We start from the raw sequence: 17,515 nt of genomic DNA on the forward strand, positions 1-17,515 counted from the left end.
TGTCCTGAGGCAGAACTGTCACCGATGTCCTGAGACATAACAGGCGTGAACGCGGTGTTTGAGACTGGACTTTTGGTCGGTGTGGTGCTGGAAAGTCGGCGTGGTGTGCTTTTCGGTGCTTATCGGTGCCGGACTTTCCGCCGGATTTGGGTCGTCCGCGTCAGGCGGCGTCCGCGGATGCCGGGGCCGCCGGCAGTACCACGGTGAAGGTGGTGCCGTGGTCGTCGGTGCCGGTGCGGGAGTCCACGCTGAGGGTGCCGTGGTGGGACTGCACGATCGCCAGGGCAATGCTCATGCCCAGACCGGTGGAGCCGGTGCGCCGCTCGCGCGAGGCGTCCCCGCGGGCGAAGCGTTCGAACAGACGGTCGCGCACCGCGGGGTCGATGCCCGGGCCGTCGTCGGCGACGGCGATTGCCAGCGTCCCGTCCTCGCCCCGGGACAGGGTCGTGGTCACCCGACTGCCCGCCGGAGTGTGCACGCGGGCATTGGCCAGCAGATTGACCATCACCTGCCGCAGCCGCGCCTCGTCGCCCACCACCAGCGTCGGCTCGGGCACGAACTCCTCCGCCGCCTCGTCGCTCAGCCCGGCGGGGGGCTCGAGGACCGCCAGATTCAACTCCCAGATGTGGTCGGGGCCCGCGGCCCGGGCGTCCGCGACCGCATCCACGACGATCTCCACCAGGTCGACCTCCCCGTGCTCCAGCTCGCGGCCCGCGTCCAGGCGTGCCAGCAGCAGCAGGTCCTCCACCAGCGCCGTCATCCGCACCGACTCCGAGTGCACCCGCTCCAGGGCGTGCACGGCGTCCTCCGGCAGTACGGCGTCGGCGCCGCTGCGCTTGATCAGCTCGGTGTAGCCGCGGATGGAGGCCAGCGGTGTACGCAGCTCGTGGGAGGCGTCGGCGACGAACTGGCGCACCTGCGTCTCGCTGCGCTGCCGGGCGGTGAGGGCGTCGTCGACGTGCCCGAGCAGGGTGTTCAGGGCGTTGCCGACCTGGCCGATTTCCTGCGAGGAGGCGATGTCGGCGGCGGAGACTCGCTCCCGGATGCTCACCTCCCCGCGGGACAGCGGCTGGGAGGCGACCTGTTCGGCCGTGTCCGCCACGCGCTCCAGCGGTGCCAGCGAGGTGCGCACCATGGCCCGGCCCGTGACGGCGGCGATCAGGGCTCCGGCCAGCGCTATCCCCAGTTGAGCCAGCAGCTGGGTGCGGATGAGTTTCTCATCGGCGGCGGTCGACAGGCCGGTGATCACCACGTCTCCGCTGGCGGAGTCCTCGGTGGCGAGCACCCGGTAGTTGCCCAGGGAATCAATCGACACCGTCACCGGCTCGCCGGTGACCTCCAGCGCGAGCAGGGCCTCGCACTCCGCGTCGGTCAGGGTGCGGTAGTTGCCGTCGTCGTCGATGTATCCGGCCTTCACCGTGGAGACGGCCGATCCGGAGTCATCGGCGCCATCGCGCGCTCCGGAGGCGATAACCGTCAGGGTGCCGGTGGACTGTCCGACGGCGTCCAGGCCGATGGGCACATCGCCCTTCGGTGCGGCGGGCGGGGCGGCGCCGTCAGTGGGCGGTGCCACGTCGGCCCCGGGCCGGGTGGTGTCCTGGCCCGAGTCCGAGCTCTGGTTCCCGGCCAGGCCGACGCCGGCAGGGTTGGCGTCCTGACGCCGGGCGGCGGCGCGATCGGAGGCGGCCGTCAGCTGTTCATCGAGCCGGTCCACCAGCGACTGGCGCAGCATCAGTGTGGACAGGGCCCCGATGCCGGCCGCCATGACAAGCACGATGCCGATCACGCCGACGACGAGCCGAGTTCGCAGGCTGCGTGGTGTTGGACGCACGCGCCCGAGGCTAGCCGAGCGCCTTGCGCGGCCGCGAGCCGTGCCGCCGGGGTCCCGCCGCCGGCGTCTGCCGGCCATGAGCCGCATCGGTACCTGCCGGGGCTACTGGGCGACGGCGGGTTTGAGCACGTAGCCGACCCCGCGCATGGTGTGGATCATGGGCTCGCGGCCCTTGTCGATCTTGCGGCGCAGGTAGGAGATGTACAGCTCCACGATGTTGGCCTGCCCCCCGAAGTCGTAGTTCCACACGCGATCCAGGATCTGCGGCTTGGACAGCACTCGGCGGGGGTTGCGCATCAGGTAGCGCAGCAGTTCGAACTCGGTGGCGGTCAGGTGGATCTCGTCCTCGCCGCGCCAAACCTCATGGGAGTCCTCGTCCATGCGCAGGTCGCCCACCTCCAGCACGTTCGCGGGCTTCTCCGCGCTGGCGCCGGAGCGCCGCAGCAGGGCGCGCAGCCGGGCGACGACCTCCTCCAGGGAGAAGGGCTTGGTCACGTAGTCGTCGCCGCCGGCGGTTAGCCCCGCCACCCGGTCCTCGACGGCGTCCTTGGCGGTGAGGAACAGCACGGGGACGTTGGGCTGGTGACCGTGAATGCGGTGCATGACCTCCATGCCGTCGAAGTCGGGCAGCATGATGTCCAGCACGATGACGTCGGGGGTGAGCTCCTGGGCGAGGCGCACCGCGGCCCGGCCGGTGCCGGCGGTGGTCACTTCCCAGCCCTCGTAGCGCAGTGCGGAGGCGAGCAGATCGGCGAGGGTCTGCTCGTCGTCGACCACCAGAACGCGTATGGGGGAGCCGTCAGGTCGGGTGAGAGATTCGGCGGGGGTGCTCATGCGGCTCATTGAACACGTCTAGTCTGTGGCGCAGCTGTGAATCTCGGGGTGGACGGCGGCGGGGCGGGGCGGAAGCCTGTCGGACAGGTGCGCTACAGTCACGCTCGCAGTCTCAAGCCGCCGTCTTCACCCCTCCGGCGCGCCCGGGCGGCACCGCAACGGTCCACCGCGGTCCGCTGGGGCCACGCCGCTGAAACGCCGTAAAACCGAAGCACTCGAAGAAGGTCTCCGTGTCCAAGAAACTCGTCATCGTCGAGTCCCCCAACAAGGTCCGCTCCATCGCCGGCTACCTGGGCAAGGACTTCGACGTCGAGGCCTCGGTCGGCCATATCCGTGACCTCGCCCAGCCCTCCGAGTTGCCGGCCGCCGAGAAGAAGGGCCCCTACGGCAAGTTCGCCGTCGACGTGACCGATGGCTTCAAGCCCTACTACGTGGTCAACCCGGACAAGAAGAAGACCGTCACGCAGCTGCGCAAGGCGCTCAAGGACGCCGACGAGCTCTACCTGGCCACCGATGACGACCGCGAGGGGGAGGCCATCGCCTGGCACCTGCTGGAGGTTCTCAAGCCCAAGGTGCCGGTCAAGCGGATGACCTTCACCGAGATCACCAAGGAGGCGGTCACCCGCGCCCTGGACCACACCCGCGACCTGGACACCCACCGGGTGGACGCGCAGGAGACCCGCCGCATCCTGGACCGGCTGGTCGGCTACGAGGTCAGCCCGGTGTTGTGGCGCAAGGTTCGCGCGGGGCTGTCCGCCGGGCGCGTGCAGTCCGTGGCCACCCGGCTGGTGGTGGAGCGCGAGCGTGAGCGCATGGCCTTCAAGGCGGCCGGCTACTGGGGTGTGGAGGCGCAGCTGTCCACCGACCTCGCCGCCGGCAGCTCGCTGCGCCCCGCCGTCGCGGCGGACACCGCCTTCACCGCCCGCCTGACCACACTGGACGGGCGGCGCGTAGCCACCGGACGCGACTTCACCGACGCCGGGGCACTGCGCCCGGCCGCCGTGAAGGCCGGCACCGTGCACCTGCACGAGGGGGCTGCGCGCGCCGTCGCCGAGGCCGTTACCCGGGCGGTGCCGCGCGTGGCCGAGGTGGAGGAGAAGCCCTACCGGCGGCGCCCGGCCGCGCCCTTCACCACCTCCACGCTGCAGCAGGAGGCGAGCCGCAAGCTGCGCATGAACCCGCGCGAGACCATGCGGGTGGCGCAGGCCCTGTACGAGAACGGCTTCATCACCTACATGCGTACCGACTCCACGGTGCTGTCCGGGCAGGCGGTCGCCGCCGCTCGCGGCCAGGTGGCCGAGCTGTACGGTGCGGAGTATGTGGCGCCCAAGCCGCGCGTGTACGCCACCAAGACCAAGGGTGCCCAGGAGGCGCACGAGGCGATCCGCCCCGCCGGCGACCACTTCCGCACCCCCGCGCAGGTGTCCGGGCGGCTCACCGGCGCTCAGTTCCGCCTCTACGAGCTGATCTGGCGGCGCACCGTCGCCTCCCAGATGGCCGACGCCACCGGTTCCACCGCCACGGTGCGGGTGGACGTGCCCCTGCGTCCCGCCGACGGCGGCTCCCGTGACTCGGGCATCACCTTCAACACGGCCGGGTTCACCGCCTCGGGCACCGTCATCACCTTCCGCGGCTTCCTGGCCGCCTACGAGGAGGGGCGCGACGCCGAGCGCTACGAGTCCGAGACCGCCCCCGCGGTGACGGACGGGGCTGCGCCGACGGCGTCGGGCAGCGGCTCCGCCTCGGGTGCCGGCGCGGGCGCCGCCGCCGGCCGGGACCGGGATGTGCGTCTGCCCGCCATGATCGCCGGCCAGGAACTGGTGGCGCTCACGGCCGAGGCCGCCGGGCACGAGACCACGCCGCCGCCCCGCTACACGGAGGCCTCCCTGGTGAAGGCGCTGGAGGAGCGGGAGATCGGCCGCCCCTCCACCTATGCCTCCATCATGTCCACCATCTCCGACCGCGGCTATGTGGAACACCGCGGCCAGGCGCTGGTGCCCACCTGGCTGGCCTTCGCCGTCACCCGCCTGCTGGAGGAGAACTTCAGCGAGCTGGTCGACTACGACTTCACCGCCTCCATGGAGGCAGACCTGGACCGCATCGCCGCCGGCGAGGAGGACCGGGTCGACTGGCTCACCCACTTCTACTACGGCCCCCAGGGGCAGGCGGGTGCGGCGGGAGCCGCCCCCACCGCCGAGGACGGGCTGGGTCTGAAGGCCATGGTGGACGGCCTGGGGGAGATCGACGCCCGTGCCGTCAACTCCATCGACATCGGGGAGGGCATCACCCTGCGCGTGGGCCGCTACGGCCCCTACCTGGAGGACGCCGAGGGCAAGCGCGCGAACGTCCCCGGTGACCTGGCGCCCGACGAGCTGACGGTGGCCAAGGCGCGCGAGTTGTTCACCCGTGCCGCCGACGACGGCCGTGAGCTGGGCACGGACCCGTCCACCGGCCACACGATCGTCGTCAAGGACGGCCGCTACGGCCCCTACGTCACCGAGATCCTGCCCGAGCCGGAGCCGGCCGCGGACGAGACTGCGGAGGCGGGGGAGGGCGCCGCGACGTCGAAGCCGGCCGGGAAGGGCTCGGCGCGCCGGTCCCGGAAGGGCCCCAAGCCGCGCACCGCCTCGCTGCTGAAGTCAATGGACCTGGCCACCGTGACCCTGGAGCAGGCTCTCGACCTGCTGAGCCTGCCACGGGTGGTGGGGCAGGACGCTGACGGCGTGGACATCACCGCGCAGAACGGCCGCTACGGGCCCTACCTGAAGCGGGGCACGGACTCGCGCTCCCTGGAGAGCGAGGAGCAGTTGTTCACGGTGACGTTGGAGCAGGCGCTGGAGCTGTTCGCCCAGCCCAAGCGGCGCCGCGGCCAGGCGGCCTCCCGGGCGCCGCTGCGCGAGCTCGGCACCGACCCGGCCACCGGCCGGCCCGTGGTGATCAAGGACGGCCGCTTTGGCCCCTACTTCACCGATGGGGAGACGAATGTGACGCTGCGCCGCGACGATGATCCGGCCACCGTCACCCCCGAGCGCGCCTACGAGCTGCTGGCGGAGAAGCGCGCCAAGGGTCCCGCCAAGAAGCGCACCACTCGCAAGACCACGGCGAAGAAGACCACCGCCAAGAAGACGACGACCACGCGCAAGTCGTCCCGCTGATCCCCCGCCGAGGTCGGTGGAAGTTACGTACCGAGGTCGTTGGAAGTCACGTACCGAGGTCGGTAGATGTGGCGGTGCCGCGCAGTCGGTTGTGACCTGCGTCCAGATCGCAGGATTGCGACAGTGCAGCGACACGGCTGCCGTATGCGGGCCTGTAATCTTCCGACACACGAATTGTTGTACGCCGGAAGGAACCCCAATGCGTATCCCCAACCAGCTTCTCGTCCCCGCCACCGTCATAGCCCTGGGCGCCTCCCTGGCCGCCTGCTCCATCAGCGTCGGCGGCTCGGACGGCGACTCCGCCTCGGAGGAGACCACCGCCGTCGTGGCCACCGAGGAGGCTCCGCAGACCACCGGGGACACGGACGACACCGACAACGACTCCGACGACGCCGAGGACGCTGACGCGGACGACGCCGATGCCGTCGTGGGCGCCGATACGGACGACGCCGACGCCGCCGTCGGTGCCTCCACCGCTGACATCACCGACTCCGACTGGCTCGGCGTAATTGCGAACGGTACCCAGGAGAACGTGTCCGGCGATTACGCGATCCAGAGCTCCGGGGGCACCTACAACCTCGTCGGAGAGCTCAACAGCCTGACGATTCAGGGCTCGGAGGTCACCGTCTCCGCGGAGAACATCGGGACGCTGACCGTGCAGGGCTCGGACGTGACCGTCTACCTCCGCCAGGCCGACACGATCCAGGTGTTCGGCTCCGACGTCACCGTCTACTACCTGGACGGCGCCCCGAGCATTCAGGACATCGGCGCTGACAACACCGTCGAGCAGCTGACCGACTGACTGGCCCGAACAACCCGACCGCGCAGCCCATGCCCCGGCCCGTACCCGCCCCGCCCCCCGCCTCCCCGGCGGCCGGCCAGCCCGCCGCCACCGTCCTGCTCGTCGACGACGAAGCCCCCATCCGCGCCTCGCTCGGCTCCTACCTGGAGCGCAGCGGCTACCGGGTGCTGCGCGCGAGCGACGGCGTTGAGGCGCTCGACCTGCTTGGCGCCTACAGCATCGACATCATCGTCAGTGACGTGCTCATGCCCCGCATGGACGGGCGTGAACTCGTGCGGCGGGTACGGGCCGGCGGCACCTGGACCCCGATCATCCTGCTCACCCAGGTCGACGCCTCCTATGAGCGCGTCTCCGCCCTGGACGACGGCGCCGACGACTACCTGTCCAAGCCCTTCGACCCCGCCGAGCTCGCCTCCCGAATCCGCGCCGTCCTGCGCCGCACCCGCGGCGTCGGCCAGCCCCTGACGGCGGCGTCCCGGCTGGTGGCGGGCGAGCTGACCCTGGATCGCGCCGCCCGCCGCGTCACCCTGGCCGGCCGGGAGGTGTCCCTCACCCCGAAGGCGGTCACCCTGCTGGACTACCTGATGAGCCACCCCGGAGAGTTGCACACTCGCGAGGCGCTGCTGTCCGCCCTGTGGGGCATCGACTTCGTCTCCTCCACCCGTGCCGTAGACCACCGCATCCGCGAGATCCGCCGCGCCCTGGGCGACGACGCCACCCAACCGACCTTCATTGAGACCGTGCCGCAGGGCGGCTACCGCTTCTGCGCCGAGGTGCACACGTGAGCGCGCCGGTGGGACCGGACGCATCCGGCGCGATCCGTTCGATCGGTGACGGCGGACGCCTGGGAGCGGAAAACGGGGGCGGGCCCGTCGGCGCCGACGCCGGCGCTCGAACCCGGCCCGGCCGCCGGTTCTGGCTGTGGTGGGGCTGCGGCGTCATCGCTGTGGCGGCGCTGACCGCTCTCGCCCAAGCGGCCTGGGGCGGGCTGACCCTGTCGGTTACGGCCGCCGTCCCGGCGGCCGTGGCCCTGGCCGGCGGGGGCGCGTTGACGGCGGTGGCACTGGTCGTCGTCGCCCGGCGACGCCACCGGGCCGAAGAGCAGCGCCTGCGCGCGCAGGTGCAGGAACAGGCGCGCACCCGCCACCGGCAGTTCCTACGTCGCCTGGACCACGAGTTGAAGAACCCGCTGACGGCGGTGCGCGCCGCCGTCGCCGACGCCTCCCGCACCGCCACCCCGGCCGTAGCCGCGGATCTGGAGGTGGTGGATGCCCAGTCGCGGCGGATGAGTCGTCTGCTGACCGACCTGCGCAAGCTCGCCGAGCTGGAGACCGCCCCGCTGGCGGTGGAGGACGTGGACCTGGCCGAGACGGTCCAGGACGCGGTCTCCGCGGTCATCGAGGAGGCGGCCGGGCGCGGCGCGGCGGTGCGGGTGCGTCTGGACCTGCCCGCGGTGCCCTGGCCGTTGCCGCACGTACACGGCGACGGCGACCTGCTGTATTCGGCCGTGTACAACGTGCTCGCCAACGCCGCCAAGTACACCCCGGACGGCGGGGCCGTGGAGGTGCGCGGCCGGGAGGAGGCCGGTGCCGTCACCATTGAGGTGGCCGACACTGGAATCGGCGTGCCCGAGGCGGAGCTGGACGGCGTCTTCCGCGAGTTGGAGCGCGCCTCCAACGCCCGCGCCCTGCCCGGCTCCGGACTGGGACTGGCGCTGGTGCGCACCATCGTCGGCCGGCACGGCGGGCAGGTGCGCATGGCCTCCCGCGAGGGGGTGGGCACCCGGGTGTGGCTGACCCTGCCGGTGGCCGGCCCGCCCGCCGCCGCACCTCCTGGACCACCCCGCGCATCCCGATAGACGTACACACCAGACACCCACAGAGAACCAGAGACAAGGACCCACGTCGTGAATCCCCGAACCGCCCCCGCCCGGCGCCGCCGCTTCTTCCTCCAGACCCCCGCGGCCTGCATCGCCGTCGGCGCCCTGGCACTCGCGCTGACCGGCTGCTCCGGCACCGATTCCGGCGCAACCACATCCCAGGCCTCCACCGCGCCGTCCTCGCCCGTGGCGAGTGCCGTCGAGACGCCGAGTGCGCAGGCGAGTCCCTCGGCCGGCGCGGCCGACTCGAGCCTGGCCGTGCCCGGCTATCAGGTCGGCGAGATTCCGCCGATCCCACTGTTCGCGCTGCCCGACCTCGGCCTGCTGACCGCCTCCACCGGGAACCTCACCCCGGACCTGACCGGGGACATCCAGTCCCGCCCGGGCATCACCGTCTCCCCGGCGCGCTGTGACGAGGCGGGGGTCCTGAACGGCGGCATGACCGTCGTCGGCGGGGACGGTTCGGTCATCACCTCGGACGGCGACTCCTCCCTGGTCAACGACGGTGAGGGCAGCGCGGTTTATGAGGACGGCTCGGTGAGCATCGTCAACAACGGTGACGGCTCGGGCACATACACCGATGACACCACCAGCATCGTGGTGGAGGCCGACGGCACCGGCACCTACACGGACGAGACCCTCAGCGTCGTCGTCGGGGACGACGGCGCCGGAACGTATGACAACTCCGCCACGGGGGAGTCGATTGTGATCGGCGGCGACGGCTCGGGCGTTTACTCCACCCTGACCGTCAGCATCACCAACGAGGGCGACGGCAGCGGCACGTACACGGACCTCGCATCCGGGTTGAGCATCGTCAACGAGGGCGACGGTACCGCGCTGGTCAGCCGGGGCGTGCAGAGCATCGAGGTCGACGCCGAGCCGCTGGTCCCGGTGGGGAGCATCGGGTCCTTCCCGAGCATTGATGCGGCCCAGCCGGTCGAATCCTGTGGGACGGTCATCACCCTGGAGGACGGGGTCCTATTCGACTTCGGCTCCGCCGAGATCCGGGCCGACGCCGATGCCACCCTGACCGAACTCGCGGAGCTGCTCAACGAGGCCGACGTTCCCGCCGCCAACATCTACGGGCACACGGACTCAATCTCGGACGAGGACTTCAACCAGACCCTGTCCGAGCAGCGGGCCCAGGCGGTGCTCGACGCCCTGGAGCAGGACGGGGTGACCGCGCAGTTGGAGGCCGAGGGCTTCGGCGAGACCCGGCCGGTGGCGCCCAACGAGAACGAGGACGGCTCCGATAATCCTGCCGGGCGCCAGCTCAACCGCCGCGTAGAGATCTACGTGCCGGCCTTCTGAGGCCGCCGACGTGCGGGGGTGGTGTCAAGGAATGCACCATTTTGGGACTCGCTGCCACCGGTTCTACTGACTGCGTCTGCGGAATCATGCGGTTTGCCGTCTCTTGAAGACGGTCGGTGCTCGGAAAGTGGTGCATCCGGTGACAGAGGCGGACCCGGCGGCAGGTGGAAACAGGCGCTGCGCGCTCCTCCGGCTACGCTGGCGCCGTGAATCCGTCCGTTCCTGCTCCTCCCGTTCCAGAGGGTGCGGCGCCGTCGCCCGGCCCGGGCCTGTTCATCTCCTTCGAGGGCGGCGACGGTGTCGGCAAGACCACCCAGATCGAGCGCCTGAGCGCGCTGCTGGCGGCGGCTCGGATCGCCTACCGGCGCACGCGCGAGCCCGGCGGCACCGAGCTGGGCGACCGGATCCGCGACCTGGTGCTGCACGGCGGCCACGTGAGTCCGCGCGCCGAGGCCCTGTTGTATGCGGCCGACCGGGCCCACCACGTCGCCACGGTGGTGCGTCCCGCGCTCGCCCGCGGCGAGGTGGTACTGACCGACCGCTACCTGGACTCCTCCGTCGCCTACCAGGGCGCCGCCCGCGCGCTCGGCCCGCAGGAGGTGCGCGACCTGTCCCTGTGGGCCACCGACGGCCTGCTGCCCGACCTGACCATCCTGCTCGACGCCGATCCCGCCGTCGGCTCCGCCCGTACCGACGCCCGCGGCCGGCGCGACCGCCTGGAGCGCGAGCCCGACGCCTTTCACGCCGCCCTGCGTGAGGAGTTCCGGGTGCTGGCGCGTCAGGAGCCCGAACGCATTAAGGCCGTCGACGCCGAGCGGCCCGTCGAGGTGGTGGCTGCGGAGGTGACCGGACTGGTCGAGCACCTCATCGCCGCCCGCGGGACGGGTGCACAGCTGAAGGCCTTCCGCACCGCCGCTAGGCTGGGAGCGTGATCCATTCCAGCTCGGTTCTGGCACCCACTGCGGCGACCCGCACCTCCACATGGGGGCGGGTATGAGCGTGTGGGAAGACGTCGTCGGGCAGGAGCGGGTTGTCGCCGCCTTCCGGGCGGCTGCCGAGGCCGCCCGTGTGGCCGTAGCCGCCCGCGGGGGAGCCGAGTCCGGCGCCGGTGAGGGCGGAGCCACCGGCGCGGCTGACGCCTCCGCCATGACCCACGCCTGGTTGGTGACCGGCCCACCCGGTTCCGGCCGGTCCGTCGCCGCCCGAGCCTTCGCCGCCGCCCTGCAGTGCACCGGCGAAGTTCCCGGCTGCGGGGAGTGCAAGGCCTGCCGCGACGTGCTCAGCGGCAGCCACCCCGATGTGGTGCGCATGGCCACCGAGAAGCTCCTGATCACCATGGATGAGGTCAAGACGCTGATCGGTGAGGCGCAGCGCCGTCCGTGGACCGGCCACTGGCGGGTGATCCTGGTGGAGGACGCCGACCGCATGGCCGAACGCACCACCAACGTGCTGCTGAAGTCCATCGAGGAGCCGCCCCCGCAGACCGTGTGGATCCTGTGTACGCCCAGCGCCGACGACGTACTGCCCACCATCCGCTCGCGCTGCCGGCTGGTGACACTGCGCGTCCCGCCCGCCGACGCCGTAGCCGAGCTGCTGGTGCGCCGCGACGGCGCCGAGCCGGAGCTGGCCGCCCGCGCCGCCCGCGCCAGCCAGTCCCACATCGGGCTCGCCCGCCACCTGGCCACCGACCCCGGCGCCTGGGAGCGGCGCCGCAGCCTGCTGCTGGCGCCCATCTCCCTGCGCAGCGTGGGGGATGCCGTGTTGGCCGCCGCCGATCTGGTCGACGCGGCCGAGGCGGAGGCCGCGCAGGCCACCACCGAACGCGACGCCGCGGAGAAGGCCGCCCTGCTGCGTGCCCTCGGGCTGGAGGAGGGCGGGCGGGTTCCGCCGTCGCTGCGCGCCCAGGTCCGCCAACTGGAAGAGGATCAGAAGCGGCGCGCCCGGCGTGCTCGCACCGACGTGCTCGACCGGGCGATGATCGACCTACTGTCCTTCTACCGGGACGTGCTGGTGGTCCAGCTCGGCAGCGACGTCGAGCAGGTCAACATCGACCTCTCCGATGCGGTGGCACAGGTGGCGGCCTCCACCGGGCCGCGCCAGTCGCTGGCGCGCATCGCCGCCATCGAGGAGTGCCGTGAGCGGTTGCGGTCCAATGCCGCTCCGCTGCTGGCGGTCGAGTCCCTCATGGTGCAGCTGCGTCCCCAGGCCTAGGCGCTGCCAAGGGAACCCCGCCGGCTCCGCCTAACGCGGCTCGGCCGGCTGGGCCGCGGCGGTGTCCTCCGGTGCGAGTTCGGTGGCCGCCCAGGACGACAGCAGCCGCAGCGCCTCCTCGCTCGGGCTGCCCGGCTCCACGCCGTAGACGAGCATGGTCATTCCAGGGGTGGTCGCCATCGCGGCCGGCTCGTAGCACAGGTGAATCTGGCCGACGATCGGGTGATTAACCACCTTCTCATTGCGGCACACGTAGCGGACGTCGTGGCGCGCCCACAGGTCGGCGAACTCCCGGCTGCGCGTGGACAGCTCGCCGATGAGCGCCTGCAGGCACGGGTCGGTCGGGTCCTCGCCGGCGCTCAGCCGCAGCATCGCCACCAGGTCCTCCGCACCCATCTGCCAGTTGGGGAAGAAGTCCCGCGAACGCGGGTCCAGGAACATGAAGCGGGCCATGCTCGGGTGCTCCGCGGCCACCTCCGGGATCGGGTCCACGAACATGTGGTAGTACAGCGCCCGCGCCATGGTGTTGGTCGCCACGTAGTCGCCCGAGCCGTTGCGCACCGCGGCCGGCATGGGCGTCGCGTCCAGCAGCCACTGGGTGTCCTGCCGCACGGCGCAGCTCTTGGCCCGCCCGCGGCGACGCCGCATCCGGCCCGTGGGGGTGACGGCGCGGGCGAGGTCGATCAGGTGCTGCCGCTCGGCGTCGTCCAGCAGCAGCGCGGAGGCGAGGGCCTCCAGCACCTCGTCGGAGGCGCCGGCCGCGTTCCCCCGCTCCAGGCGCGTGTAGTAGTCCACGCTCACCCCGGCGAGCATGGCGACCTCCTCGCGGCGCAGCCCCGGCACCCGGCGGTGCCCGGCGACGACGGGCAACCCCACCATCTGCGGAGTCACCTTTGCCCTGCGGGTGGTCAGGAAGTCCTTGATCTCGGCGCGGGCGTCGGCGGATGCGGGCGGCTGCTGGCTCATGGGGTCAGCGTAGGCGCCGCCCGGCCGGCGTGGGAGGCCCGCCCAGTCCCCGTCAGGGCTCAGGTGGGACCAGAGGGGCGGGACAGGCCCTGGGGCGTGGTGCCAGAGCCTAACGGCTGCGTCGCAATGGGGAGAGGTCCACGGCCGCGCGGTCCGTCTGGGGGAGGGCCACCCCGTAAGCTGCACGGGTGAAGCCGTTCAAGGTACCCGGCCGCCGCGCGCTTGCGGCACTGACCGCCGTATTCGCCGCCGCCGGCCTGGTGGCGTGTGACAGTCCGCTGCCCGGCTCGGGCCCCAATCCCTCTCCCGCCGCCCGGGCGACGGCGTCGACCAGCGCCGTGCCCGCGGGCCTGGAGGACTTCTACGCGCAGGACGTCGACTGGTATCCGTGCGCCAACGTGGGCATGGACGAGGCTGACGGCGACGCGGACTACTCCTGCGCCTACGTCACCGCCCCCCTGGACTACGACGACCCCGATGGCCAGACCATCGACCTCGCCATGAAACGGCGCGCCGCGACCGATGACGCGATCGGCACCCTGTTCATCAACCCGGGCGGCCCCGGCGGCTCGGGCGTCGACCTCGTGGAATCCGCCAAGGGCTATTTCTCCGACGAGCTGATCGCCTCCTACGACGTGATCGGATTCGACCCGCGCGGGGTCGGCAACTCGACGGCCATCGACTGCTTGACCGACGCCGAGCTGGACGAGGACCGCGCCGCTTCTGAGACCAGCGCGGATGCGGACGGCGCGGGGGACGACGATGCTGCCGCCGCCCAGGAGGCGATAGTGGAGTACGTCCAGCGGTATGAGGGCAAGTGCGAGGCCAATTCCCCGGCCGGCCTGCTCGACCACGTGGATACCATCTCCGCCGCCCGCGACCTGGACATGCTGCGCGCCGTCGTAGGCGAAGAGGTACTGACCTACCTCGGTTACTCCTACGGCACTTACCTGGGGGCCACCTATGCCGAACTGTTCCCCGGCAACGTCGGGCGGATGGTGCTGGATGGCGCCATCGAGCCGACGCTCAGCGCCGGTGAGATGACCCTGGCCCAGGCGGCCGCCTTCGAGAACGCCCTGCGCACCTATGTGGAGGACTGCCAAAGCGGTGGCAAGTGCCCGCTGCACGGCGACGTCGACGCCGGTGTCGCCCAGATTCAGGACTTCCTCAAGGTCACCAAGGGCGCCCCGATTCCCACTTCCGACCCCGACCGGCCCCTGACCTACTCCCTGGCCGAGTCCGCGATCCTCGGGATCATGTACCAGTCGGAGTCCTGGAGCGTGCTCACCGAGGCGCTGGACCAGGCCATGAACCAGGACGACGGCTCGCTGCTGCTGTTCATCTCCGACCTGTTCGCCTCCCGGGAGGACGACGGCTCCTACTCCGGCAACGGCGACGAGGCCATCAACGCCATCAACTGTCTGGACTACCCGGTGAAGGGCGACGCCGACAGCTGGGAGGCGGAACACGCGCAGCTGGAGGAGGCCTCCCCGACCTTCGGTGCCGATCTGGGCTACTCCGACCTGTTCTGCCAGACCTGGGGGCACGAGTCCACGCGCGAGCGGGCCGCGATCCACGCCACCGGCGCCGCCCCGATCCTGGTGGTCGGCACCACCGGGGACCCGGCCACCCCCTACGCCTGGTCACAGTCACTGGCCGAGCAGCTCGACGACGGCCACCTGCTCACCTGGGAGGGCAACGGGCACACCGCCTACGGGCGCGCCGGCGAGTGCGTGACCACCGCCGTCGACGACTACCTGCTGGCCGGCGTCCTGCCCGAGGCGGGGCTCACCTGCCGCGACTGACTATTCGACCGTGAGCTCGCCGGCCAGATTGCGGCCCATCCAGGCGCCGAGTTCCGCCCCGCGCAGCCCCTGGGAGGCCAGGAACTGCAGTTTGGCGTAGGTGGCTTCCAGGGTCATGTCGCCGCTGCCCACCGCGCCGACCGCGGCCAGCCCGTCGCCGGCGGCATACCGGCCGAGCTCCACCTCGCCCTGCAGGCACTGGGACGAGACCACCACCGCCACGCCCCCGGCCACCGCCTGGGCAATCACGGCGGTCAGCTCCGGCGGCAGGTTGCCGACGCCGAAGGCTCGCAGCACCACCGCTACGGGGGGCGGCGTCAGCAGCTGCGTCAGGCGCGCGGCGCTCAGCCCGGGGACGGCGTCGACGACGATCACGTCGTGCTGGCCGAAGGGGGCCGGTTCCTTCCAAGCGGAGTCGGGCACGGTTGCTGCCGCACCGGCCGCGGTGCCGGCCGTCCAGTGCCAGGGGGCGCCGGCCAGGGCCAGTGGCGCGGCACTGGGGGAGTCGAATCCCGCCAGGCTCCAGGTGGAAATCTTGGTGGAGCGATTGCCGACGAGCAGGCGCCCGCCGAAGAACAGGTGCACACCGCGGGGTGCTCCCTGGGTGAGTGCCTGCATGGCGCCGACGACGTTCGCGGGGGCGTCGGAGTCGGACGCTCCCAGCGGCAACTGGGAGCCGGTGACGATAACCGGTTGCTTCAGCTCCGTGAGGGCGTAGGACAGGGCGGAGGCGGTGTAGGCCATGGTGTCGGTTCCGTGCAGAACCACAAATGCGTCGGCAACGCCGGCATGGGCATACAGGTCATTGACAATCGATTGCCAGGTTTGTGGTGCGGCCTGCGCGGAATCAAGCAAAGGCTGCAGCGTCGTCAGAGAGGTGTTTAATCCTTGCGCATCGGCGCGGTCCGGGGCGATCCGCCCGGAGCTGCGCGGGGGCGCCGGCATGTGCTTTGGCGCGGGGAATGCGGCTAGTAGAGCGGCCAGCCAGGCCTCCAGGTCTGCACCTGGACGCAGCCCGTGGGGGGAGTCAACCATGCCAATGGTCCCACCGGCGTAGGTGAAGTGGATGTGCATATGGCCAGCCTACGCAGGCGGCGCCGCTGTGCTGTAAACCACCCGGTGTGATTGGGGTACTGGATTGCGTGTCGGCGCCGGCAGGCGGTAGCCTGCGTTTCGCCGCTTTGGCGGCAGGCCACCTTAGCTCAGTCGGCAGAGCGATTCACTCGTAATGAATAGGTCGTGGGTTCGATTCCCACAGGTGGCTCCACCGGGACCTGCGCGCCGGGGTGCGCGGACGCCGCGCGGTCGGCATGCCGTATTCGGAATATTCTTGCTTTAATTGCGCAGATATGCGTATCCTGTTTCACGGGTGATTCCGTTGTAGGAGCGGAACCCGCAAATCTGTGGCAAGGAGGACCAATATGGCGCAGAAGACGCAGATTGTTCTAGTTGATGACATCGATGGGTCCGAGGCGACTCAGACCATCACTTTCGCTCTCGATGGTGTCACTTACGAGATCGACCTAAACGAGGAGCACGCAGCCGCGCTGCGCGAGTCGATCGAGGAGTGGACCGTGAAGGCCCGTCGCCGCGGTGGCCGCCGCACGCTTCGCCGTCGCCCGGCAGCCGGTGTCACGCAGAAGATCCGCGAGTGGGCGCGCGCCAATGGCTACGAGGTTTCCGACCGCGGGCGTATCCCCGCTCCGGTACGCGAGGCCTACATGGCGGCCAACAACCCGAGCAACAACAACGCCTGAGCCGCGCCGCCGTCGGGTGCCAATGCCCCACGACGCCGCCGCGCGCATTGCGCGCTCTCGTAAGCACCAGGTCCCGGGTCCTTTTAGGTAGGACCCGGGACCTGGTGGCATCTGCTTGGGGCTGGCACAATGGGCCACATGGCTTACACCCTTGTGCTGCTCCGCCACGGCGAGAGCGAATGGAATGCAAAGAACCTGTTCACCGGCTGGGTTGACGTCCCGCTGTCTGAGAAGGGGCGCGCCGAGGCCGTTCACGGCGGTGAGCTCCTCAAGGAGGCCGGCGTCCTGCCCGACAAGCTGTTCACCTCGGTGCTGCGCCGCGCCATCATGACCGCGAACCTGGCCCTGGACGCGGCCGACCGGCACTGGATTCCGGTGGAGCGGCACTGGCGGCTCAACGAGCGCCACTACGGCGCCCTGCAGGGTAAGAACAAGAAGGAAATTCGCGAGCAGTACGGAGACGAGCAGTTCATGCTCTGGCGCCGCTCCTACGACGTGCCGCCGCCGGCCATCGAGCTCGGTTCGGAGTTCTCCCAGGACACCGACCCGCGCTATGCCGGCGAGCCCATTCCCGCCACCGAGTGCCTGAAGGACGTGCTCGCCCGTCTGCTGCCGTACTGGGAGGAGACGATTGTCCCCGAGATCAAGACCGGCAAGACGATCATGATCGCGGCCCACGGCAACTCGCTGCGCGCGATCGTCAAGCACCTGGACGACATCTCCGACGAGGACATCGCCGGCGTGAACATTCCCACCGGGATCCCGCTCGTTTACGAGCTCGATGAGGAGACCCTCAAGCCCATTAAGAAGGGCGGGCGCTACCTGGACCCCGAGGCGGAGGCCAAGATCGCCGCCGTCGCCAACCAGGGCAAGTGATCCGCCGCCACCCGCGTAATCATCGGCCCACAGGGGCTTTCGCGCGGGGCGGCCAAGGTCGAGACTAATCGGGCGGGGCGGAACGACG

14 protein-coding genes and 1 tRNA gene are annotated in these 17,515 nt (G+C 70.9%); 11 read left to right on the forward strand and 4 right to left on the reverse strand.

The window, feature by feature from the left end; all coding sequences use genetic code 11:
• Window positions 1-160 precede the first annotated feature (160 nt).
• Window positions 161-1,765 (reverse strand): sensor histidine kinase, encoded by a 1,605-nt coding sequence (locus BN1056_RS06995; protein WP_244671569.1) that lies wholly within the window; start codon window positions 1,763-1,765, stop codon window positions 161-163.
• Between the two features lie 168 nt (window positions 1,766-1,933).
• Window positions 1,934-2,665 (reverse strand): response regulator transcription factor, encoded by a 732-nt coding sequence (locus BN1056_RS07000; protein WP_073328799.1) that lies wholly within the window; start codon window positions 2,663-2,665, stop codon window positions 1,934-1,936.
• A 230-nt stretch (window positions 2,666-2,895) separates the two neighbouring features.
• On the opposite strand from BN1056_RS07000, the gene topA reads away from it, so the two are divergent.
• From topA to BN1056_RS07035, 7 genes are all read left to right on the forward strand, one after another.
• Window positions 2,896-5,820: a type I DNA topoisomerase gene (topA, locus tag BN1056_RS07005; RefSeq protein WP_210580020.1), complete on the forward strand. Its 2,925-nt coding sequence runs from the start codon at window positions 2,896-2,898 to the stop codon at window positions 5,818-5,820.
• Window positions 5,821-6,019: 199 nt separating this feature from the next.
• Complete coding sequence (locus tag BN1056_RS07010; RefSeq protein ID WP_210580024.1) at window positions 6,020-6,622, forward strand: DUF3060 domain-containing protein; 603 nt, start codon at window positions 6,020-6,022, stop codon at window positions 6,620-6,622.
• 29 nt (window positions 6,623-6,651) lie between these two features.
• Window positions 6,652-7,407, forward strand: coding sequence for a response regulator transcription factor (locus BN1056_RS07015; RefSeq protein WP_210580026.1), 756 nt, complete (start codon window positions 6,652-6,654; stop codon window positions 7,405-7,407).
• The gene (locus BN1056_RS07020) at window positions 7,404-8,480 is read left to right on the forward strand and encodes a sensor histidine kinase (RefSeq protein ID WP_244671566.1); all 1,077 of its coding nucleotides are present in this window, start codon (window positions 7,404-7,406) and stop codon (window positions 8,478-8,480) included. Before BN1056_RS07015 ends, BN1056_RS07020 begins: the two co-directional genes overlap by 4 nt.
• 48 nt (window positions 8,481-8,528) lie before the next feature.
• Window positions 8,529-9,812 carry an OmpA family protein gene (locus tag BN1056_RS07025; protein ID WP_210580028.1) on the forward strand — a complete coding sequence of 428 codons (1,284 nt, stop codon included), beginning with the start codon at window positions 8,529-8,531 and terminating at the stop codon, window positions 9,810-9,812.
• A gap of 206 nt (window positions 9,813-10,018) precedes the next feature.
• Window positions 10,019-10,744 (forward strand): dTMP kinase, encoded by a 726-nt coding sequence (gene tmk / locus BN1056_RS07030; protein ID WP_210580030.1) that lies wholly within the window; start codon window positions 10,019-10,021, stop codon window positions 10,742-10,744.
• A 61-nt stretch (window positions 10,745-10,805) separates the two neighbouring features.
• Window positions 10,806-12,023: a DNA polymerase III subunit delta' gene (locus BN1056_RS07035; protein ID WP_210580031.1), complete on the forward strand. Its 1,218-nt coding sequence runs from the start codon at window positions 10,806-10,808 to the stop codon at window positions 12,021-12,023.
• Window positions 12,024-12,053: 30 nt separating this feature from the next.
• On the opposite strand, the gene BN1056_RS07040 is transcribed toward BN1056_RS07035, so the two are convergent.
• Window positions 12,054-12,989 carry a helix-turn-helix domain-containing protein gene (locus tag BN1056_RS07040; RefSeq protein ID WP_210580032.1) on the reverse strand — a complete coding sequence of 312 codons (936 nt, stop codon included), beginning with the start codon at window positions 12,987-12,989 and terminating at the stop codon, window positions 12,054-12,056.
• A 188-nt stretch (window positions 12,990-13,177) separates the two neighbouring features.
• Here BN1056_RS07040 and BN1056_RS07045 point away from each other — a divergent pair, with 188 nt between their 5' ends.
• Window positions 13,178-14,794 carry an alpha/beta hydrolase gene (locus BN1056_RS07045; protein ID WP_210580033.1) on the forward strand — a complete coding sequence of 539 codons (1,617 nt, stop codon included), beginning with the start codon at window positions 13,178-13,180 and terminating at the stop codon, window positions 14,792-14,794.
• Here BN1056_RS07045 and BN1056_RS07050 read toward each other — a convergent pair whose 3' ends face one another.
• A complete protein-coding gene (locus tag BN1056_RS07050; RefSeq protein ID WP_210580034.1) occupies window positions 14,795-15,868 on the reverse strand; it encodes an asparaginase in 1,074 nt (357 codons plus the stop codon). It abuts the gene before it with no gap.
• A 117-nt stretch (window positions 15,869-15,985) separates the two neighbouring features.
• On the opposite strand from BN1056_RS07050, the gene BN1056_RS07055 reads away from it, so the two are divergent.
• The 3 genes from BN1056_RS07055 to BN1056_RS07065 all read left to right on the forward strand — a co-directional run bounded on the left by BN1056_RS07055 (window position 15,986) and on the right by BN1056_RS07065 (window position 17,427).
• Window positions 15,986-16,061 (forward strand) — tRNA-Thr (locus BN1056_RS07055).
• 154 nt (window positions 16,062-16,215) lie between these two features.
• Entirely contained in the window at window positions 16,216-16,551 is a 336-nt protein-coding gene (locus BN1056_RS07060) for a histone-like nucleoid-structuring protein Lsr2 (RefSeq protein WP_210580035.1), read from the forward strand.
• Window positions 16,552-16,689: 138 nt separating this feature from the next.
• Window positions 16,690-17,427 (forward strand): phosphoglyceromutase, encoded by a 738-nt coding sequence (locus BN1056_RS07065; protein ID WP_210580036.1) that lies wholly within the window; start codon window positions 16,690-16,692, stop codon window positions 17,425-17,427.
• Window positions 17,428-17,515: the final 88 nt, after the last annotated feature.

The sequence above is a fragment of the Actinomyces succiniciruminis genome (genome assembly GCF_900002405.1).
Lineage (GTDB): Bacteria > Actinomycetota > Actinomycetes > Actinomycetales > Actinomycetaceae > Actinomyces > Actinomyces succiniciruminis.